This window comes from Psychrobacillus sp. L3 (assembly GCF_042945595.1).
In the GTDB taxonomy this organism is placed as follows: domain Bacteria; phylum Bacillota; class Bacilli; order Bacillales_A; family Planococcaceae; genus Psychrobacillus.
The window spans coordinates 381,097-401,996 of sequence record NZ_CP168493.1; the positions used below are offsets into that span (position 1 = coordinate 381,097).

General features: G+C 35.2%; 24 protein-coding genes. 15 read left to right on the top strand and 9 right to left on the bottom strand.

The features are described 5' to 3' along the window. Positions 1-8: 8 nt before the first annotated feature. The 3 genes from ACEPXD_RS01920 to ACEPXD_RS01930 form a co-directional block, all read right to left on the bottom strand. Positions 9-611: a replication-relaxation family protein gene (locus ACEPXD_RS01920; RefSeq protein ID WP_391119392.1), complete on the bottom strand. Its 603-nt coding sequence runs from the start codon at positions 609-611 to the stop codon at positions 9-11. Beyond that, a complete protein-coding gene (locus tag ACEPXD_RS01925) occupies positions 550-1,854 on the bottom strand; it encodes an FtsK/SpoIIIE domain-containing protein (RefSeq protein ID WP_391119394.1) in 1,305 nt (434 codons plus the stop codon). The genes ACEPXD_RS01920 and ACEPXD_RS01925 overlap by 62 nt, the downstream gene beginning before the upstream one ends. Positions 1,855-2,052: 198 nt before the next feature. Beyond that, positions 2,053-2,262 carry a helix-turn-helix domain-containing protein gene (locus ACEPXD_RS01930; protein ID WP_391119396.1) on the bottom strand — a complete coding sequence of 70 codons (210 nt, stop codon included), beginning with the start codon at positions 2,260-2,262 and terminating at the stop codon, positions 2,053-2,055. Between the two features lie 292 nt (positions 2,263-2,554). Between ACEPXD_RS01930 and ACEPXD_RS01935 the strand changes: the two genes are divergently transcribed. The 13 genes from ACEPXD_RS01935 to ACEPXD_RS01995 all read left to right on the top strand — a co-directional run bounded on the left by ACEPXD_RS01935 (position 2,555) and on the right by ACEPXD_RS01995 (position 13,622). Further along, positions 2,555-2,878, top strand: a complete 324-nt coding sequence (locus ACEPXD_RS01935; RefSeq protein ID WP_391119398.1) for a hypothetical protein — start codon at positions 2,555-2,557, stop codon at positions 2,876-2,878. Position 2,879: 1 nt separating this feature from the next. Further along, positions 2,880-3,101: a hypothetical protein gene (locus ACEPXD_RS01940; RefSeq protein WP_391119400.1), complete on the top strand. Its 222-nt coding sequence runs from the start codon at positions 2,880-2,882 to the stop codon at positions 3,099-3,101. Further along, positions 3,091-3,348: a hypothetical protein gene (locus tag ACEPXD_RS01945; RefSeq protein ID WP_391119402.1), complete on the top strand. Its 258-nt coding sequence runs from the start codon at positions 3,091-3,093 to the stop codon at positions 3,346-3,348. Before ACEPXD_RS01940 ends, ACEPXD_RS01945 begins: the two co-directional genes overlap by 11 nt. 115 nt (positions 3,349-3,463) lie before the next feature. Next, a complete protein-coding gene (locus ACEPXD_RS01950) occupies positions 3,464-3,595 on the top strand; it encodes a hypothetical protein (RefSeq protein WP_391119404.1) in 132 nt (43 codons plus the stop codon). After that, the gene (locus tag ACEPXD_RS01955; protein ID WP_391119406.1) at positions 3,592-3,738 is read left to right on the top strand and encodes a hypothetical protein; all 147 of its coding nucleotides are present in this window, start codon (positions 3,592-3,594) and stop codon (positions 3,736-3,738) included. The genes ACEPXD_RS01950 and ACEPXD_RS01955 overlap by 4 nt, the downstream gene beginning before the upstream one ends. A gap of 178 nt (positions 3,739-3,916) precedes the next feature. After that, the gene (locus tag ACEPXD_RS01960) at positions 3,917-4,066 is read left to right on the top strand and encodes a hypothetical protein (RefSeq protein WP_391119408.1); all 150 of its coding nucleotides are present in this window, start codon (positions 3,917-3,919) and stop codon (positions 4,064-4,066) included. A 241-nt stretch (positions 4,067-4,307) separates the two neighbouring features. Further along, on the top strand, positions 4,308-4,823 hold the full coding sequence (locus ACEPXD_RS01965; RefSeq protein ID WP_391119410.1) for a DUF6932 family protein: 516 nt from the start codon (positions 4,308-4,310) through the stop codon (positions 4,821-4,823). A 22-nt stretch (positions 4,824-4,845) separates the two neighbouring features. Continuing rightward, positions 4,846-5,934, top strand: coding sequence for a hypothetical protein (locus ACEPXD_RS01970; protein WP_391119412.1), 1,089 nt, complete (start codon positions 4,846-4,848; stop codon positions 5,932-5,934). Between the two features lie 714 nt (positions 5,935-6,648). Beyond that, positions 6,649-7,608: a formimidoylglutamase gene (gene hutG, locus ACEPXD_RS01975; protein WP_391119414.1), complete on the top strand. Its 960-nt coding sequence runs from the start codon at positions 6,649-6,651 to the stop codon at positions 7,606-7,608. 300 nt (positions 7,609-7,908) lie between these two features. Then, positions 7,909-11,724 carry an AAA domain-containing protein gene (locus ACEPXD_RS01980; RefSeq protein WP_391119417.1) on the top strand — a complete coding sequence of 1,272 codons (3,816 nt, stop codon included), beginning with the start codon at positions 7,909-7,911 and terminating at the stop codon, positions 11,722-11,724. Between the two features lie 12 nt (positions 11,725-11,736). Beyond that, on the top strand, positions 11,737-12,492 hold the full coding sequence (locus tag ACEPXD_RS01985) for a hypothetical protein (protein WP_391119420.1): 756 nt from the start codon (positions 11,737-11,739) through the stop codon (positions 12,490-12,492). A 135-nt stretch (positions 12,493-12,627) separates the two neighbouring features. Continuing rightward, positions 12,628-13,059, top strand: a complete 432-nt coding sequence (locus tag ACEPXD_RS01990; protein ID WP_391119422.1) for a YybH family protein — start codon at positions 12,628-12,630, stop codon at positions 13,057-13,059. Positions 13,060-13,211: 152 nt separating this feature from the next. Then, positions 13,212-13,622 (top strand): VOC family protein, encoded by a 411-nt coding sequence (locus ACEPXD_RS01995; RefSeq protein WP_391119423.1) that lies wholly within the window; start codon positions 13,212-13,214, stop codon positions 13,620-13,622. A gap of 683 nt (positions 13,623-14,305) precedes the next feature. Here ACEPXD_RS01995 and ACEPXD_RS02000 read toward each other — a convergent pair. The 3 genes from ACEPXD_RS02000 to ACEPXD_RS02010 all read right to left on the bottom strand — a co-directional run bounded on the left by ACEPXD_RS02000 (position 14,306) and on the right by ACEPXD_RS02010 (position 15,942). Beyond that, positions 14,306-15,133 carry a S1C family serine protease gene (locus ACEPXD_RS02000; protein ID WP_391119425.1) on the bottom strand — a complete coding sequence of 276 codons (828 nt, stop codon included), beginning with the start codon at positions 15,131-15,133 and terminating at the stop codon, positions 14,306-14,308. Between the two features lie 166 nt (positions 15,134-15,299). Beyond that, positions 15,300-15,476: a hypothetical protein gene (locus ACEPXD_RS02005; protein WP_192797438.1), complete on the bottom strand. Its 177-nt coding sequence runs from the start codon at positions 15,474-15,476 to the stop codon at positions 15,300-15,302. Positions 15,477-15,564: 88 nt separating this feature from the next. Continuing rightward, positions 15,565-15,942 carry an SLAP domain-containing protein gene (locus ACEPXD_RS02010; protein WP_391119428.1) on the bottom strand — a complete coding sequence of 126 codons (378 nt, stop codon included), beginning with the start codon at positions 15,940-15,942 and terminating at the stop codon, positions 15,565-15,567. Positions 15,943-16,152: 210 nt separating this feature from the next. Between ACEPXD_RS02010 and ACEPXD_RS02015 the strand changes: the two genes are divergently transcribed. Both ACEPXD_RS02015 and ACEPXD_RS02020 read left to right on the top strand, forming a co-directional pair. Further along, positions 16,153-17,616 carry a hypothetical protein gene (locus tag ACEPXD_RS02015; RefSeq protein WP_391119431.1) on the top strand — a complete coding sequence of 488 codons (1,464 nt, stop codon included), beginning with the start codon at positions 16,153-16,155 and terminating at the stop codon, positions 17,614-17,616. A 164-nt stretch (positions 17,617-17,780) separates the two neighbouring features. Next, positions 17,781-18,017, top strand: a complete 237-nt coding sequence (locus ACEPXD_RS02020; protein WP_391119433.1) for a hypothetical protein — start codon at positions 17,781-17,783, stop codon at positions 18,015-18,017. Positions 18,018-18,040: 23 nt separating this feature from the next. Here ACEPXD_RS02020 and qoxD read toward each other — a convergent pair whose 3' ends face one another. The 3 genes from qoxD to qoxB are packed head-to-tail and all read right to left on the bottom strand — an operon-like array spanning position 18,041 to position 20,867. Further along, positions 18,041-18,322 carry a cytochrome aa3 quinol oxidase subunit IV gene (qoxD, locus tag ACEPXD_RS02025; protein ID WP_391119434.1) on the bottom strand — a complete coding sequence of 94 codons (282 nt, stop codon included), beginning with the start codon at positions 18,320-18,322 and terminating at the stop codon, positions 18,041-18,043. A gap of 2 nt (positions 18,323-18,324) precedes the next feature. After that, entirely contained in the window at positions 18,325-18,921 is a 597-nt protein-coding gene (gene qoxC / locus ACEPXD_RS02030) for a cytochrome aa3 quinol oxidase subunit III (RefSeq protein ID WP_391119436.1), read from the bottom strand. Beyond that, positions 18,918-20,867 (bottom strand): cytochrome aa3 quinol oxidase subunit I, encoded by a 1,950-nt coding sequence (gene qoxB / locus ACEPXD_RS02035; RefSeq protein ID WP_391119439.1) that lies wholly within the window; start codon positions 20,865-20,867, stop codon positions 18,918-18,920. Before qoxB ends, qoxC begins: the two co-directional genes overlap by 4 nt. Positions 20,868-20,900: the final 33 nt, after the last annotated feature.

Consider the following 20,900-nt stretch of genomic DNA (forward strand, 5'->3'; position numbering starts at 1 on the left):
TCCTCCTTCTATTTGATTTCATTGATTGTATATACTTTTGTTAGCGGTAACTCTCTACAAGCCTCCTGTAGTTGATTTCTCCTTAATTCAGATGTAGTAAGCCATACAATCGTTGGAAAATGCTCTAGTTTTTGTGCTAACAATCCGTTACCATGCAATTCTTTATATCGTGCTATTTTCATGCGATTTTCTGACATTGGTTGAGTATGGTCAACCTCTAAAAAGTGATAACGAAGACTTTTAGTGAATAAAGCATCGCAAATAATAGTTGCTTTGCCATCCGATACTTTCACCTCGTTTCGCCAGTCATGAGGGCAAGAGTAAAATAGATAGAATTCATTCCGCATAATCGTATGCTCAACGTGAGAACCCTTTTTACGTATCTTATTGCAATCAACATAGGCCCTGCCATTTGCGTTTAAATAGTAAATAAAATGATGTCCATCTCGAACGTGAATAAGGTAATCAGATAATGCGCTAATAACTCTGTTTGTATTGCGTTTGGATCCTAGATGAAAATAACGGTTGAGTTGGTCCCGTGTCATGAAATCAAACTTCTTCAATAACGATAGTATCGATTCCTCGCGGTTGTTTAATCTCCGTTTTTTCAATTATGATAGCCTCCTTTTTCTCGACTATATAAGGCATGATTGTATTCTGAATGATTTCTGGTGTAATAAGGGGTGTCTGTAGTATTTCACGCTTATCTGCGGTCATATAAATAGCACGGCCTTTAATTTGTGGAAGATCCTCAGCGCCAGTCTCGTCTAAAACTACTCTTGATGCAGTAGAAGATTGAACGCGAAACGATAATTTTGCATCTGAATTTTGCTTACATTGACGAGGAATAACATCGCCAGTAGGGTATTGAGTAGCTAATATTTGTCGGAAACCTAATCCAGCACCTAATCGTGCAATTTGACTCATTAACGTTTGACATTGTTGCTTCATCTTTCTTTCCTCTGAAGTAGCAGCCTCCGAAGGGTTTAACTCGCCAACTTCATCAATGATAATAAAATAGCGCTCTTTTATGTTGGCTTCTTGTACATTCTTTTTTCCTGAAAATCGCACTTTACTTTGTAATTCTCTCATTTGATCGTAAGCTGCTTGAAGTGTATCAATCGCTTCTTCTGGTTCATATGCAATAGATACTGTTTGTTTAATGTTTTCATAATCACACAGTTCAACTCCACCCTTTAAGTCAATGAGAAACAGTTTAACATGTTCTGGTTTACTTTGTAGAAGGCTAGTGATCATAGCATTAATGAAATTACTCTTTCCGTACCTAGTCGCACCACCTAAAACCATATGTGGTATTTTTTCGAAGTCGTGATATCTGAATGTATTCTTTTCTCTTGTCAGTCCTACAGGTATCTTCCACCCTGTACTTGGTTGAAAAGGTACTTGTGTAGGTAATGGCTCATCGTAAACTCTAATAGTAAGAAGTCCATCATAAGATAACTCTATTTCCTTCTTCTCAGCGAGTTTATTCGTCCACAGATTTTTTATACTGTCGATGATGTTCGAATCAATAGAGAGTGTTTTAAGGTCGCTTAGCTTGATGTGGTTTCTTCTATTGTTTAATCCGTCTTCTAGTATTCCCTTTTTGTTTTCATATTCTTCGAAACCCCGTCCGAGAGGTATTTTATATTTGTACTCCCATCCCCACTCATGCTTTTTCTTTCTAATCAATTGCGTAGTCAGTGTGTCTTTGCCATCCTTTACATTCAAACCGCTGAGCGATATAATTCGTTGGATTTTTCCGCTATCGTTTGTGGCCAAACCTTTCTTTTTTATAAATGCTTTCAATGCGATTCCACCCATAATTGAAGTCGTCAAAATTTCAAATATCATCGGACCGCACCTACCTTAACTCCCAACGCCACAGGGGTTCTATTTAGTATAAATAGTTGTGGCGATTGGGTAGTTTTAAAAAAGCAGATAAAACGTTTACCTATAAGGGAAGACAAGCTTCCCACATTATGTCTTAGGTTAGACACTAAATGGGACTTCAAACGGGCAGTGTTAAAACTCAATCATTTACCTCCGTTATTATATTTTTTCTCCATCTTTCAAATAAAAGTTTCCTTCATATTTCACTTCTAAAGCATTCGCGATATCCATTAATTCCTTTTCGGAAAAATTATCACGCTTGAATTTGTTGTAAAGATTTTGTGGTTTTGTATCTAATAATTCCGCGAGTTGAACTGCTGTCATTCCTTTCTTTATTAATAGGATTTTAATTTTTTCACTCATCGCCATAGTTACAACCTCCTCTATACGAAAGATTATACACTATCGCATATAACTTTAATAGTTAAAATGAAAGAAATAACACTATTAAGTGTTGACGATGTAACTATAACGTTATACTATGTAACTAATAAGTGTTATATGACAAGAGGGGAGAAGAAAATGAGAAAAATTAATCTTTATTTTTTCGGAGAAGAACTTGTCCATTGGTCAGATGCATGTTGGTTTTACGGAGTTATAACGGTATGTAGTGTTGTTACAGGATACGTAGTATTTAACTAAAAATAGGGAGATGGAAAAAATGACAACTATTAAAAAAGAAGTGGATGCAACTGTAGAAGAACTTAGAAGTCAAATGTTTCAACTGGATTCGAAAATAGGGGATTTGGAAAGTATTACGAATACTTTAAACGGTTTACGTGAATTATTAAGCGACATTAACGAAAATATGCAAGCCTTCCCTAATTCACTTGAAGGTACTAGCCAAATAAGAATTCAATCTCTTTTGGATTTATTGACTTATACAAATAAAGACTTGGAAATTCTAAATAAAGATATGGAAGAACTTCATACACCAATGTTTCAAAATGTATTCAAATTAACCTTTTTAGAAAAGGAGCAATAAGATGCAACCAGATCTAGTAACAAAATTAATATTTAATACCACCGTTTTTGTAGAATTCTCATCTGATTATGTAGATACAGTCATGGTTAAAGTATACGATCACGATGATGAAGAATATCAAGAAAGAACATTTCAATTAGAAATAGACGAAATTGATTTATTTATTTCAACGTTAAATTTGTACAAAAATAGAATAGCTGGAGGAAGAAAAAATGAATATTGATACATTGGAACTCTTTGACGGAGTAAAGAATGTAGAATTTACTGAACTGGCATATTGCGAAGGGGAAAACGCAGAATTGCTTGTATTCACTTTAAAGGAAGAAACGACCGAAGCGTGGAATGCTAAAGCCAGAAAGTTAAACACTAAAACGTTTATTGAAGCCTTTGGCAACAGTCCAGAAAATTATGATGAAGTTTTATCGTGGATCCATTCGTTGAAAGAAAAAGAAGTCCCTACCGCAGTTTAATTTATTATTTTATGACGTTATGACGGTACATGGCATTGTTCCAATGCCGTTTATACATGAATAATAATCTACCGAATTGGAGAAAGTGATTAGTAGTATAGGAGGGATGAAGAGCATGGAAAAACAAAAGCAAGTTATCGATTTGAAGCATTTCGTTACAGAGCTTAAAAAAATGTATGTTGCCCAAGGTGGAGACTTGGAAGCATCTGAAAAAGAAACACTTAGATTAAAGGAGGAAGTGAAATGACAACAATCATACGAAAAAACTCACTCACAGACGAGGAATTAAAAGTATTAGTAAGATTTGTAGAACTCTTTAGTGAACTGGCTCAAGATGAAGAAAAAGCCCCTGCAGCAACAGGAGCTTCTAACTTAACAAGTATAGCTTAATTACATTATATACAGTATACGGCATGTATCTGTAATTAAATTATAACCTAAATTAGGACTAGGGGAAATCGCCTGGTCCTTTTTTTATGAAATGAGCTCGAACCAGCTTAAGCACTGAATGCGTAGTATGAACACTTGAAAAATACTATGATAGTAAAAAAGAAAGGAGTGATGTGAAGTGAGTAAAAAAGAATTCCATAATGTAATAAATAGAAAAATGACTGCAGAAGAAGAGGAAGAGATGAATGCTGAATTAGTCCGCCAATATGAATTAACAAAAGGTGATATAGATTATTTTGATCCCTATGATTGTCCAAACCGTTATTAATATAGTTAGTTATTTTGAAAGCATCTCGGGCTGGGGTGCTTTTTTTATTAGCTCCCATACGCAACATATTTTTTCATATTTTAAGTGCTTGTGAGAATCATCGTTATTTTTTGTCGAGTTTTGTCGAAGATGTTCACTTTAATAATATGACTGGTATAGTTGAAATAACTATTTTTGATTTAACAAATTAAAAATAAAAATAAATTCAACTCTAGTTTGATATAGAAGATTGGAGGATACAATGGCAATACCAGACTTTATTGATAAATATCACTTACCTGATGGTGATCACGAATGTACAATGGAAGAAATTGAAGGGAAGTTTCTATTTTCTGAAATAAGGGAAACGAAATGGAGACAGTTCAAATCAATGTTGATTAGAATGGGCGAACTGGGAATTAAACCAAAAAAAGTATTGATAAACGGAAGTTTTGTTACAGGAAGAGAAGAACCGGGAGATGTCGATTTCGCCGCTCTTATTCCACCTGAAACAGTATTGGAAGCATTAGAAAATGCGGAAGATGATCATGACAAAAGTGGTATAGAATTATTTATGGGTGAGCAGAATCAGCTAGCGTTGCGTAATCTTTTTGGAGCGCATTTATTAATAGCTGATACTGAAGAGGCGTTTTCTTATTGGTCTTCTGTTTTTAGACGAGGCCTATCTGGGAAACTGAGAGAACCTGATCCGCTTAAAGATCCTGATTGGGTTTTACGTCCAGACTTCAAAGGAATACTTAAGGTGACTTTAGAATAGATTTCGATAGGAGGTGATTTTTTTGTCTAGAGATTACAACAATATTGTACAGACGATTGACGATCTAAAAAATGCTCAGAATAATCTTGCCAGAATAACTAAGGATTATAGTACTCAACCAAAATTACTTGACTTTTATCTTCCCTCTGCAGAGCATATGGTTAGTGAGGTAGAATCACATCTTAAGTATTTACTTGGAAAAGAAACTAATCTTTCGTTTGATACAAGTAGTGAGAGTGTAGAGCCGGAAATATGGATACGTTTAGAGGGAAAAAACTTTAATGGAAGAGGTCCAATTGCCACCATTGGTTCATACTTACAAAAATTAAATTCTGCAAACAAACAAGCAGTAAATCTATTAGGAAATATTCATGAAAGATTTGAAAAAGCTAGAGATTTATTAAGTAATTTAGCTTCCTTTGATTTAGTCTCTACAGCTAATGGAAGTTTGAAATTGGGCTTGATGAGATCTGAATTAGGTAACGAGTTAAATTATGAACAACTTAATTTGTTTTACGAAGAAGAACCTTCAGAGTTGGAGAAATCAGAAGACATAAAAGTCTTAAGAGAACTTTCATTGGAGGGCATGAAGTTAATAGCAGAAACAGTGGCAGCTGTGGATAATGATGTTTTATTCGATAGCTTAAAAAAGCAATATGGTGAAAAAGAACTTAAAAAGCTAATTCATTATACAAAAGAACTTGTTCCAAGTGCAAGATCAGCTTTCGATTCAGTTTCATTCGAAGCAAATAATATTGATGTTCCTTTTAATACAATAAAAGCAACTAAATCAACTCGAAAAGCACTAGTTGAAAAAGAAAAAACTTTAATGAAAGAATCCATTTATATAAGTGGCGAAGGATGGATTAGAGCTATTGATATTGACGGATTAACTGGGAAAATTAGACCACTTCATTATAAAGATGTAACTTTACCTGAAATAGATTGCATATTCTCTGATGAAAAGTATGATTCAAGTAACATTGCTATCATATTAGATAAGTTTGTTACTGTAAAAGGATTTTTAATATTCAACCAGCATCAAATACCCGTCAAGTTTGATATTGAAGAAATTATAACAGAAGAAGCACTGGCGATTGAAGAAGATTGAAGCATCTCTCAAGAGGTGCTTCTTATTTTGCGTTAATAACTACTAGCTTGCAAGTATACAACTGCTTTAACATTGAATTAATAAATAATTTATTGGTGTTAAATTGGTGTTAAAATCGATGTGAAACGATAATAATCGCTATAAAATCAGCATAAAGAATAGTATTAAAACAACGATTAATACGGAGTTTTGAGCTTTTTCCACCACATTTGAGGAGTGGTGGTTTAAAACTTTCTTATTAGAGTACGGCAAAGGCGGCTTACTTAATTTAACTATTTAAATGACTGGTTTCCATTGGGAGCCGGTCTTTTTGTGTATATTAACTTTCTATTTGAGTTAATTTCATAAATAGCATTTAATTATTAAAACACGAACAATACTCAATTTGTTGATTGGAGCGACAGGCAGCGACTCCAGAGGGATGAGTTGAGACAGATGAGCCGTTACAAACGACGCGAATGCGGCGGTGATGGCCCATCGCTTACACCGCGGAAAGCGTCTGCCTATAGCGGAAATCATGTTAGTTTATGATGAATATATTATACATATCCCATTTCCCTTTAATATTGTTCGTGTTTTATGCTCTAAATTTGAATTTTGAAATTTATTCATTTGTAGAAACTTCAAATAAGATATTTATATAATAGAAGTTTCACATATGTTCCTATATAATTTAGAAAATATAGATTTTATAGGTCGGAAAGGGTGAATAGCTTGTTAAACGAAGTTAAAGAAGGCATTTGGTCAGGACGTACCGATCATAAGGAAAATAGATCAAGTTTTCGATATCACCAAATTATTGAGTTGTCCAAAAGAATGGATGATTACAACTCTAGCGAGGAAACTTGCGTTATTATAGGTTTTGAAAGTGAAGAAGGAGTACGACGAAATAAAGGAAATATAGGTGCTGCAAAAGCTCCTGATGCTCTACGATCAGAATTAGCTAAATTACCATGGAAAATGCCTATCCAAAAACATCTTGCAGACATTGGAACAATTGCGTGCAGAGATGATAAATTGGAAGAGGCACAGGTACAACTTGGGAAAGTTGTCGCTAATATTTTGAGTAAAAAAATGATACCTATTATTTTTGGTGGTGGACATGAAACTGCTTACGGACATTATCTTGGTGTACGAAACTATTTAGGAAAAGAAGCAAAGCTAGGGATTATTAATATTGATGCCCACTTTGATTTACGTTCATATGAAGAGCAAACTTCTTCTGGCACTATGTTTAAGCAAATACTAGATCAGGATGATAATAGTAGCTATTTCGTTGTTGGCATTCAACGTTACGGAAATACACAAGAATTATTTGACCAAGCGGATGAATTGGGAGCTAATTATATCTTGGAAGAAAGTATACATATAAGCGAAATAGATAATGTGAACGCAAGAATCAATGATTTTATAAACCAACAAGATTATATAATGCTTACTTTATGTACAGATGTACTGAATGCTGCATTTGCGCCAGGTGTAAGTGCTCCATCACCATTTGGGTTGGATCCAAGTGTTGTACGGTCCATTATTCGAAATGTCACTACCAATAAAAAGACACTTTCCTTTGATATTTCGGAAGTTAATCCTTCATTGGACGTAAATAATCGAACTGTAAAGCTTGGTGCATATTTAATAAACGAAGCCATTACATCATTCTTAGACAGGGATTGAGCGAAAGTAGTTTTTAGTGAGTAATCATTAATTTTCTGGCCATCATAATATAAAAGCGAAGAGCTAACCAAGCCCTTCGCTTTTAACTTTATTAAGCCCAAATTTTAATGCAACGAGTTTGCGCAAGAGCTCTCCACTTTAAATAATGGCGGTATGTATATCGAAATCTACAATTCAGTGTCGTCCAAACCCGATTGAAATTGAGAAAGGTTTGATGGAAAACTTCTACATTCAAGATTTGCATGAAAAGTGCTAACATAGATAAGTTGAACAATATATAAATGAAAAGGAGGCATGTCGATGCGAAAAGAATTAGCCAATATAGAAACGATGCGATGCAATCTGATTATAACAAATAAGGCTCGCGCGGGAATTCTAGAATTGTCCAAAGATGAGCATGCCTTTTTTAAAATGCAAGAATCCTTTCATATACATATAGAAAAGCGTCCAGTTAATTCTCACGGGAATATATCCCTTTCCCTTTATTTTGATAATGAGATAAATCAGATACTAGCAGAAAAATTAAATGGTAAAGTTGCAGTGATGGAATGCGTTTTACAAAACGATGGTTTACTAGCAACGGGCTTTTATATAAGAGGATCCAAAGTTCGAGTTCGGACAAATAGACGTCTACCGGTAAATTTGAAATTCATAACTGCTCGGAATAATGGTGCAGGTTTCCCTATCCAATTACATGCAAAAATTCGTGAATTACCTATAGCAGAGGAACGATCCGAGTATGTGAAGAAACGGATTTCTAGTTGGGAAGGGTATTTGAAGATTCAAGAGCGCAATGCGGATATTGCAGACATTACAACTGCTTACTCAAGAATGATTTTAAATGAAGACTTTAATAGAATGACGCTTGTGGGGTGTAACTTAGACGGAAACGAGTGGAATAAAATAAAGAACCTTAGTGTAACTTTGAAGGGTTTTCAAAATGACATTGGTGACGTTTTAAAAGTTGATCGCAATAAAAAAACGGTAGAAATCGAGCTTAAACCAAAGCTCAGAGATATGGCAAGAAAAAACCAGTTAAACCCCAGAACGAGGGAAGCTGTATTCAGCAACTTTGCGACGCTAAGCCAAATTAGAAGACTTAGAAAAGGATTTGAAGACCTTCAAAATGGCCTGGCGGCAAATGCCAATCTTGAAAAGATATTATTTGAAGATAGACCAACAATACGTATAACAGATAAGCGTAAGGGGTTGGTATTCCATAATCAGTTAAATGAGTTCCAACAAGAGGCAGTTATAGGGGCTATGTCTGCCAAAGATTTATATGTTATTCAAGGTCCTCCCGGAACAGGGAAAACTACTGTGATATCTGAAATTTGTCAACAAAATGCAAAAGCAGGGCTACGTACTTTAGTTGCTTCCCAGTCTAACTTGGCTGTTGATAATGCCCTTAGTAGATTACTTTCAAATAAAGACATACGTATATTACGGTTTGGTCGAACAGAGAGTATCGAAGAAGAGGGAAAGAAGTTCATAGAAGAAAACGTAGGACAATATTGGAAAGATCAAACATTAAGTGTATTACAACATGAAATAGAATCTCATTCCATAAAGGAAGGACAACTAGAAGAAGAAATCGCTAATTGTAAAGTACAAATAGAAACTCTACAAAATCAATTAATTTCCTTACAAGAAGAAATAAAAAGGAAAGATGCTGCCAAGATTGAACATGGTTCTAGAATGGAAGAGATAAAGAAGCTTAAAAAAAAATTAGTTCTTCTAAAAAAAGAACGAGAAGTGCTTGAAGATACACGAATGACTCTAGAAAAATCTTTCGAAGAACTATCGAAGGAAATGACTACGATGGACAATTTCCTCCAGTCCAATCTGACGAGCCCAGAAATAATTGAAAAAATGAATCAATTAGTTTTAGAAATCGAAATGTCTAAAGTTCAGCTATTTTATCAACAAACGATACAAGAGATTAGAACTGCAGAAGAGATATTAAATGCAACAAGACACGAATATCAAGCTGTGCAAATAAAAATGGAAGGCTTAGAACAGTTTTTAATTGAAATTCCTTCCGTTCGCAAATTAGATTCCTTGAAAAGCTATATGACCCAAAATGATATACTGCCGTTTTCCATGTTGGAGCGACAAATAGCAGAGTTGGACCGTTTAATAGAAACGATTCGGTCTTTTGAGGATTGGGAAGAACTAAATAAACGACTTTTGTCAGCTATTGGATATATAGAAGGTTTATTGAAAGAGAATCAGGTATCTTTAGAAAATGTAAAAAATAATGTGAATAGCCAAGGGATTATTTTTGATTCGTCTTATTCTGTGAAAGAAATTCATCAATTCATCGACAGTATGAAACGATTATTAACTTCGGGAGAAATAACAATAGAAAAATTAGAAGTGTATTTGGAAGGGTTAAATGTAAGGAAGAAATTTGTATGGAAGCAAGGAGCAATTTTGGCAAAAGCAAAGTCGGATTCTACTGAGAAGTTCCAAACGATAAAAGTTGACATGACAGAGCAAATAAAGAAAACAATTTATCAAATAGAACAAAACAGAAACTTATTGAAAAACAATGGATTTATCCAAAAAGAACAGTTGGATTTGTTAATAGAAAGAAGCGTTGAAATTCGGAGACAATTAGGAAATATAGAGAATATTCCACAACTACCTCACTTACAATCGGATATACAGCAAAAAGAAAATGCATATAATCACTTGAAGAAAACGGAAGAGACAATCACCCAATATGTAAGCCATCTAGAAATTAAAAAAAATAATGCGGAAATCACAGCTGAAAAACTGGAAATGTGTATAAAAGAACTTCAAGAAAAAGAGAATGAAAGTAAAAAAGTGAATTCAGAAGGTCTAGAGCAAGAAAGACAAGTTAAAGCTTTAGAAGAAATAATGAAGCAGAATCCTGAAGAAGAGCATGAAAAAACATTAACCGAATTAACGCTTATATCAGAAAAGATAGGCTCTCTTACACACAAAATAGAGCAGTTACCAATTACACATTCTATCCAAAACGAATGGTTCTCTTTACTAAAAGAGGCAAACGACCATGATTTGGATGAAATTCGAAAACTTTATGTTAAACACGCAAATGTAATTGGGACAACTTGTGTAGCATCCGCTAGGAAAGAGTTCATGGACAATTATCCGACTTTCGATGTCGTCATAATCGATGAGGTATCGAAAGCCACTCCACCTGAATTACTCTTGCCTATGTTAAAAGGGAAGAAAATTATTTTAGTAGGCGATCATCACCAACTCCCTCCTCTAGTTGGAGAAGATACACTAGATGAAACACTTAAAGCAATTTTGGAAGAAAGCGATAGTTTCGAGGAAAAGGATGAATTGAAGAAACTGTTAAAAGAATCTTTATTTGAACGACTATTTAAAAACTTACCAAAAAGCAATAAAACCATGCTTGCCATCCAATATCGAATGCATGAAAGTATTATGGAGACGATTACCCCATTTTACGAGGAAGAAAACTATCGCCTGCAATGTGGTTTAGTGGATTCCGATTCTGTTCGTGACCATTTACTTGAATCTAATTATGTAAAAAGAAACGATCATCTTCTATGGATCAATATGCCGAACGAACCCGCTTATTTTGAAGAGAAAGTAAAAGATGGGAAAAGTCGTTTTAACCAAGCGGAATTAGACACAATTCGAGACGTTTTAATTGATTTGGACAAGGCAACCGAAACCGCCAAAAATGAAGGACGAATGAGGCAAGATGAAAGAAAGAGCATAGGAGTAATTAGTTTTTACGGTGAGCAAGTAAAAAGGATAGATAGACTGATTCAACAAGAAACTAACTTAAAGCATTTAACTTTCAGAACTGGAACAGTCGATAAGTTTCAAGGTATGGAAATGGATGTCATCCTATTGAGTATGGTTCGGAATAATAAAGATAAAAATGGTGATATTGGGTTTGCAAATGATTATAGACGTTTAAATGTAGCGTTATCCCGAGCAAGAGAATTGCTCGTTCTTGTAGGAAGTGCGGACATGTTCACTGAGCGGACGAAACTAAAAGATTCAAGAAAGATGTATGCACGATTGCTCGATATTGTTAAAAATAAAAATGGTTTCCGAGACCAAAAACTAATGAAGTTGACTTAGGAGTATAAGAACATGCGTGATTTGGAAAAGAGATTAAAAAAAGAACTGCAACAAAATATAAAGGTAAAAATCATGCATTCCGCTATGTGGAGTATACCGATCCATTCGGTCGAAGCTGAATTCATTGCAATGAAGCGGACAAAAATGGATGTCCTTATGAAAATGATACTTATTACTTTTCAAAAAGCTAAAATTGCAAATACAGAGGAACTAAGTGAGTTGTTACTTGTGGAGCAGCTCTTCATTCAAGATTTAATAGAGATTATGTTGAAAACTCGCCTCATAGAGAAAAATGAGAGCATATATAAATTAACCGATAGAGGATTTCAACAATTAGAAAACGGTGTATTTGAAGAAGAGCAAGAAGCAGAGTCTCAGAATGTTCTCTACAGTCCTAGCCATGAAGCATTTTTAAAAGGCGTATTAAAGGAGGCTCCTGAGGAACAGCTCGACATTTATCGTTACGTAAAAGAAGACTATTTGGATGAAGAACTATCTTTTGAAAACGAGTCAATCATTCATGCACTTCAAGGGAATGGCTTGGAAAAGGAAGAGGGAGATGTCCAAACTGTTATCTCTGAAATTGTCTCGACAACCGATTTGTTTATAGAGGATGTCCCTTGCGTAGAGATTATCCTTTATAACAAAGAAGAGGACATCATCTATGCTCGTGTCTGGAATACATTACTAGAACGTTGGGACGAAAAATTAGAAACCCAATTAAATGAAAAAGAACGATTAGTATGGAGAAAAGCTTATTTAGATTGATAGTTGGTAACGAATTTATACTAAATGGCAGAGTTAGACGAATTTTCTATGAAGAAGGAAAAAATGTTGTGCGTACAGAATAAGTAATCTTATAATGAATATAAACTTTGAATTACAGTAAAGGGGGATGAATTAATGACGACTAAATTTAGTAAAGTGCAAGAAGTTTTGGAAAATTACAAATCTGCTATTTACGAGAAAGATGTTGAAAGATTTTTATCTACATATTCTTCTGATATACATATTTATGATTGCTGGGAAAACTGGGAAAGTATTGGTATTTCCAATTGGCGAGAAATGGTGAAAGAATGGTTTAAAGGATTAAGTGAGGAAGGTGTTTTACTCAAAATAGATTTTAATGATTTAGTAGTAGAGGAAAGTTCGAACATGGCTTTTGTTCGCTGTTCTATTAAGTTTGCTGCTCAAAACGAATCAGGAGAAATACTTCGTCAGACGACAAATAGATTCACATTCTGTTTAAGAAGAGTAAATGAATCTTGGTCCATTATACACGAACATTCATCGTTACCAATAAATATAGAGACTGGGAAGGGTATTTTTAACTAAAAGTAAGAACGCACCTAACTTGTTCAACTAAAAAGAGCGTTAATCCAAGAAGAGTGAACTCAAATCTTATAGTAATAAATAACTGTAATAAAAATCCTAATCGAAAATTTTTTAAAGACTTACAAAAATAAACTAAAAGAGGAGAAATAACGATGCTAAAACAATTTTGGATTAACTTGCCGGTAAAAGACATCAATAAATCAAAGGAATTTTATAGAAAAGTTGGATTTGCTGTTAATGAACAACATGGCAATAGCGAACAAACGCAATTAATCGTTGGGGATAATAATGTAGCTGTCATGCTTTTTCCAGAATCTACTTTCAAAAGCTTTACCAGACATGAAATTGTTGATACAAAACAAGCTACTGAAGTTTTGCTATCCGTTGATGCCAATAGTAGAGAAGAAGTAGATATATTGGCAAAGAATGCAGTAGATGCTGGTGGTATATTATTTGGAGCGCCTTCAGAGATACAAGGATGGATGTACGGCTGCGGTTTTACTGATTTGGATGGTCATCGGTGGAATGTGTTGTATATGGATATAAGCAAAATGCCGAAGTAATGAGATATGGATATTTAATTAATGGGTGCTTGAATTTCAGAAGGGTCGCTGCGGCGATCCTTTTTTCGAGGAATAAGAAGTATATAAATCTTTATGTCATGAACAGGTTGATTTCCGCTGCAGGCGGATTCTTACCAGGGGCATACATCAAGCTGATTCCTTCGCTTAGTCCAGGGTCTTGATTTGCTTGATAATCCCCTCCTGGGAGTCGCCGCCTTCCGCTCCAATCAACAGTGCATATAATAAAGACAATATGTTTCGTCGGAATAATGAACTGATACTTTCCTTTGTTTATCAATAGGGCAAGTGGGAGTAGAGAAAATTAGGCAGTATTTATGGATAAAGAAGAGCCGAGCGTGCGAAATTGTCTTCGTCCGCTTTTAAAAGAATAGGAAAGCATCTTATCTCTTTTTATCCAAACCAAATGCATCATGTCTTTACAAATTCCAAGAGGGCGACGGACAAATGTCCGCCACAAGATTACCGAAAAAAAGGGGAACGTGAAGTGACGCGGTCACTTCACGTTCCATAACTCTAACGGTAATAGTGTAGCCTATGTTTCGTCCAAAGCACTCTGGAAAAGGTGAAAACAAGATGCTCTCAAAGGACGCTTGCGCATTTCTTAAGTTTTATTTACGTAAAAGACCAATAAGTGAGTAGCTTGAGGCCATTTTACATTTACATTAATTAGTGCCATTTTGCTGTTTGTAATACTCATCAATCGGTATAAATAACCCTACCCTACCGTACGTATCATGATCCAACGTAGCAAAAACTACGCCTATGACTTGCCCATTCGTATTCAAAACAGGGCTGCCGCTATTTCCCCGATAAACGGGAGCCTTCATCATAACGACGGGTTCTTCCCAATCGCTTAACTGAATATAATCTATAATTTTTCCTTCATTTGCAATACCTGTAAAACTTAGTGGATTACCGATAAAATAAACAGGTTCGTCCTCTTCAATGGTCGTTTGTTTTGCTAGTTCCAAATAGGGCAAGTCTTCCCCAGCAATTTCTAATACAGCGAGATCGACAGATGGATATGCACGTATAACATTAGCTTTGAAACGACGGTCATCTGGAAAACCAACCGTTACCGTCTTGTGTCCTTCAATGACATGATAGTTAGTTAAAATTGTTCCGTCACTTGAAATGGAAAAGCCAGTTCCTTTGCTGCGGTCTGTTAAAACAACGACAACCGCCTTTTTATAACTAGTAATACCTTCTTGAGATGATAATTTCGCAGAAGTTTTTAAAAATTCAACGGCTGGAATGGAATATACAGAAAAGATAGCCGCAAATGTATTAACGAACAATATGGTTGCCATCAGGTAGAATATCCATTTAGGAAAAGGCCGTTTAGACTTTCGCCTCGTTTTTTCTTGAGCCTCTTTTAGAAGAGCCTCTTGTTGAGCTGCCAATACAAATTCTAAAAATTCTTCATCTATTTCTTCCTCAATATTATCGGTTTTACTTTCGTCCTTATGCTGTTTTTCATTTGGATCCATTCGCACACATCCTAACTGTATAACACATATCTTTACATGTATTATACACAAATGGAAGGGAACAGGGTTTACTTATCTATTAAAACAGCACTAGAAGTCTGATATATCAATATGTATGGAGCAGGTTGGGGCACGGGAATTATGCCCCAACCTGATAAAGTATCAATTAGTAAGATTTTTCTTCTTCGCTTTTTTCTCGTTGATTTTGAGTCATCTTTCCTTGCTTTGGTTTCAAATTTCCTAACTCAGCTAATTCCAGAGAAATTTCTTCTTTCTTGCTACTTGGATTTTTAGCCATGGACCCCTTATTGTTGCTAGCTCCTTGATGATTATCTCTTGTCAAAATAAAACCTCCCATCTAAACTATTTTGATGCCTTTTTAACATGGTTCAAAAATAATTAAACATGTATGCAAATTTAAATTAAATAATTTACATCATCTCTAAATGACCATTTTCAAGAGTTACAACCTTCTTCAAACTATCTTTAGTAAAAATAAAAGTCCATGGCATACTAGTATTAGGCTGGATTATAAGCGCTTGAAGTGTAAAAATATTTTCGGCAATAGTTACATCGTTTTCTCTGTATATTAATCTTGTTTTATGAAAATTAAATGCCTTTTGAGTAAAGTTATGGACAAGCACCGTAATTAATAATTCTCCTTTATGGTTAAAGGCTTGCCGTATAGGTGATAGAAGGACATTAGGAAGATTCATCCTACTTGTTTCAAGAAAAATCTTCTCAATTTCTTTTCGATCTTTACCAGATAAGGCTTTATCCCATGACTTTTCAAACGCAAGTTTTTGCAATTTCAAAACCTCCTCTATTCAGAAACATTTTATCATAGGTACACGTCTATTCATGTTTCGAAAATATTAAATGCACTAATAAAAGATGAAATAGATGTTTGTAATAATTGAACTTCAATCTTTTTTACTTAATAAGACTAGTGCTAAGTGTGGCGATACATGTGTTGTCCTACCATTTCTAAGCATATGTTAATTGGAAAGGAGGGTACTATGAGTGACTATGTAAATCTATTTCAAAACTTTTTACCTCCAACTGCAACGATTCTTGAATTACCGAAGAACCAAGAGAGACCGGCCGTATTGGTTGCTGATATAGATGGGGATCATATAGAAGAAATAATTGGAGCATATAAATATGAAGAGCAAAATTATCTTTTGATTTTAAAGATAATGAATGATCAATGGCTTCCTTTAATGCATATTAAAGGAAGTGGATATGGCATTACGGATTTAATGGCAGCACCATTAACGGAGAATTGGATAAATACTATCATTGTTGGTTGGCAAAAAGGGAGTATGTGGTCGGAATTGGACCTTTTGCAATGGACGAATAAAGGATTTGTACGATTACCTACGAACAATATGGTCTATAGTAAATTGGAAACAGAAGACATGCCAGGCCAGTATGGACAGGATGGACAATATGAACTTGCAATATGGCTTCATGATACGGGTGAAGCCTATAAAATAGACATATATCGTTTTAGTGAAGGAAAGTTTGTTCAAGCAAAAGATGTCTATCCATATTATTTTAAAAAAGTCGAAGATTACTACGAGAAATTATTGCAAACAAATGATTTTTCTTTTTACTGGTACTACTTATCTGATGCGCAAAAGAAGACAGGCGATCTGGAACAGAGTCTAAATTCAATTGAAAAAGCACTGGCATTTCGTTTGCCGTACCCATCAAGAGAATTGTTATTAGATATAAAACAACAGGTTTTAAAACTCTTAAGTGATGCTAGTTCTGTCAATAAAATTGTAATCGACAAAAAAAGAGGCGATGTGACTGGTGATGGTTTCCTGGATACCGTTTACCTTACAGGTGAAAAGACAAAAGGAAGTCCTTTTTGGCAAAAGATTACCCTAGAAATTATCAATGAAAAAACTAATTTATACGAAACCATTCCTTTAAAAGAGAATGCAGGATATAACCCTACGATATTACTTGGTGACTTTACCGGAGATCGTGTAGACGACATACTTATTGTCATCGATACTGGTGGTAGCGGCGGCGCAATATACGCATACGTATTTTCTTTCATAGATGGAAGTATGCGACAAATATTTGATGCGGATGAATATAATGAACACACCAAGTATGAAGTCGATTATCAAAACCAATACAAAGTAACGGTCATAAGCTCTAATCCCAAAAAGAAATATATACTGGACTTAATGTATAAAGGACAGGAATACTTATCCGAAATTTATAACGAGAATGGAACACTGAAAAAACCGATAGAGGGATGGGTAGATCCAATTGGAGGACTTTATCCAATTGACTTTGCAAGGGATGGTACTTATGAACTGATGGCTTCTCAAGAAATCGCAGGAAGATACCATGCGGATGGATTAGGATATGCAGAAAATGTATTAAAATGGAACGGTCATACATTTGTAATGGATAGACAAAATGTATCCATCTTTGGCAAGGATTTACCATCGGAATAGGATTTAGAATTGCTGCAAAGTCATAGGCTATGTAGCAATTCTTTTTTTACTTTGAAGTGCTTTGTTTTTTTTTGCATGTCAAGTAGAATACATAATATTAAAAAAGAGTATTTGACAATTTTGTGAACTGCGTGAATAATATATAGAAAAGGAGGATGGTTTCAGTGGAAAAATATAAGAATATGTTAAACGCTACAAGATATGTAGGTGGCACATTACTCTCTATAGGAATAGCTATCTTCTTATACGGAATTTTTATTAGCGAATATAATGCTGTTATCGGTGTCGGTATTGGCACAGTAATGGGTGCTGTTTTTATTTTTTTAATTGGTCTGTTTCTAGTAGCTTCTGAAGAAATGGTGGTAAACTCTCGAAAATCTAAAAAAGAGAGCGCCGTATAGACGCTCTCTTTAAGTGTTTATATTTACATATCCCAAACCATTGCCATTAATGTTCCGAAAATGGTAATTAGCGCAATAAGTAAACCATAATATACGTTTGCATAAATAGATTTTTTATCATTAGTCTCCCCAGCATGCATAAATACAACTAGTTGAAGACCGGCCTGTATAAATGCTGTTAAAAGAAGAACTGTCATACCTACTGCAAATGACATATCAGTAAAGTAAACTAAAAGTGCCACTGCAGTAAGAACTAGTGAAGCGACAAAGCCCATTACTTGTTTTAAAGGGAATAATTCTTTCATAATTACATCATTCCTTTCAAGTAGATGAAGCTAAAGATGAAAATCCAAATGACATCTAAGAAATGCCAATAAAGTGAGAAGATAAATGATTTATTGGCTGTTTCAGGAGTTAAACCACGTTTTTTAATTTGTAATAGGATAAATAATCCCCAGAAGAAACCAAATGTTACGTGCAATCCATGTGTTCCTAATGTAGTTAACAGGATAGCGGTAAATCCGCTAGTTTGTAGTGTTGCACCTACATGAACGTAGTGAATGAACTCAGAGACTTCAAAGCTTAAGAATCCTGCACCAAGAAGAAGTGTGATTAAAAAGAATATCATCGTCGCTTTTTTGTTGCCGATACGCATGGCATGAATTCCAAGACCAATCGTAAAACTACTAGTTAATAGTAGGATTGTTTCCATTAATACTGGTGCAATTTCAAAGATTTCAGCTCCAGTAGGACCATTGCCGGTTCGATGAACCATTGTAAAATAGGTTGCGAAAAGTGTTGCAAATAGCATTATTTCCGCACCAAGGAAAATCCAAAAGCCTAAGACTTTTAAGCTATTTTCTTCCGTACTATATTCCAGTGGAAGCGAGTTATCTACCTTCATTTTTTAGCACCTCGCAATTTTGTTTCAGTTTCTTCAATTTCTTCGACAGAGATGTATCGTCCGTGATCTTTCTCAAATGACCGGTAGGCAAGACAAGCTAATAACCCAATTAACGCAATAATGGCGATTGGCCACATGCTGAATACCATTGCAAATCCAAAGACAAAGAAGATACAGCCCATTATGAATGGTAATCCACTATTATTTGGCATATGAATCTTTTCAAGTTTACCTTGGAATAATTCATGACCATTCTTCTTAGAATCCCAAAATGCTTGAGTTGAATTAACTTTTGGTGTAATCGCAAAATTATACTCTGGTACTGGCGTATGCGTTGCCCATTCAAGAGAACGTGCATCCCAAGGATCATTACTAATATCCCTTGAAGCATAACGAGTACTATAGTAAATGTTGTATACAAGTAAAACAAAACCTACCGCCATCAAGCCTGCACCGAAGAATGCAACCATATTCAATGGACCAAACCCTGTTGATTCGGAATAAGTATACATACGACGTGCTTGACCATCTAAACCAGTAATATACATTGGAATAAAGGCTAAGACAAAGCCGATGGAAAGTAACCAAACTGTCCATTTACCGATTTTTTCATTCAACATGAAGCCAAACAATTTTGGCCAATAGTAAGTGAGACCTGCAAGCATCGCATAAACTACTCCCGGAATGATTACATTGTGGAAGTGAGCTACTAAAAACATCGTATTATGATATTGATAGTCAGCTGACGACATTGCAAGCATAACCCCTGTAACTCCACCTAATGTGAATAAAGGAATGAAGAGTATAGAGTAAAGCATCGGGGTAGTAAATTCAATTTTCCCTTTCCAAAGCGTAAACAGCCAGTTAAATATCTTAACTCCGGTAGGAACGGCAATCGCCATTGTGGTAATCGAGAAAATACTATTTGATACTGGACCTTGACCCATCGTAAAGAAATGGTGGGCCCATACAAAAAATGATAATAGAGAGATAACAACCATTGATGCAACCATTGACTTATAACCATATAAATTACGGCGTGCAAAAGTGGATATAATTTCACTGTAAAGACCAAATGCAGGTAAAATTAAGATATACACTTCAGGATGACCCCAAACCCAGAACAAGTTAGCCCACATCATATCCATACCACCGTTAGCGGTTGAAAAGAAGTTTGTTCCGAATAGTCGATCCATCGTTCCCATTGCAAGTGCTACTGTTAATACAGGGAAAGCGAAAACAATAATGACATTGGCGATAAACGCAGACCATGTGAACATTGGCATTTTCATTAAAGACATACCAGGTGCTCTCATTTTTAGAATCGTCGTCATAAAGTTAATACCAGTCATTAATGTACCGAGACCGGCTATTTGTATAGCAATCATATAATAGTTCGTACCTACAGATGTACTGAATTCATTACCTGCTAATGGGAAATAAGAAGTCCATCCCGCATCAGGTGAACCACCTATAATGAACGAGAGGTTGAATAATCCCATCCCCATAAAGAATAACCAAAAGCTTATCGCATTCAGGCGTGGAAACGCTACGTCACGAGCTCCGATTTGTAATGGAACTAGGAAATTAAAGAAAAACATAATAAATGGCATTGCCATAAACAGGATCATAACGACCCCGTGTGTCGTGAAAACTTCGTTATAATGCTCAGAATCTAGCAGGGTGTTATCAGGTAATGCTAGTTGTGCACGCATCATGATAGCATCGACGCCGCCACGGAATAGCATTAGCAAAGCAGATAGCAAATACATAATACCAATTCGTTTATGGTCAACAGTTGTTAACCATTCTCTCCATAAATACCCCCATTTTTTAAAATAGGTAATCCCTACGACTATTGCAAGCATAGTTAGACCAATGCCAACCATGGATGCGTATATTAAAAAGCTTGGATGTGGTACCGCAAACTGTTTAAAGAAATCCATACTTTTGAAACTCCTTTCGGGAAATATAGTGCT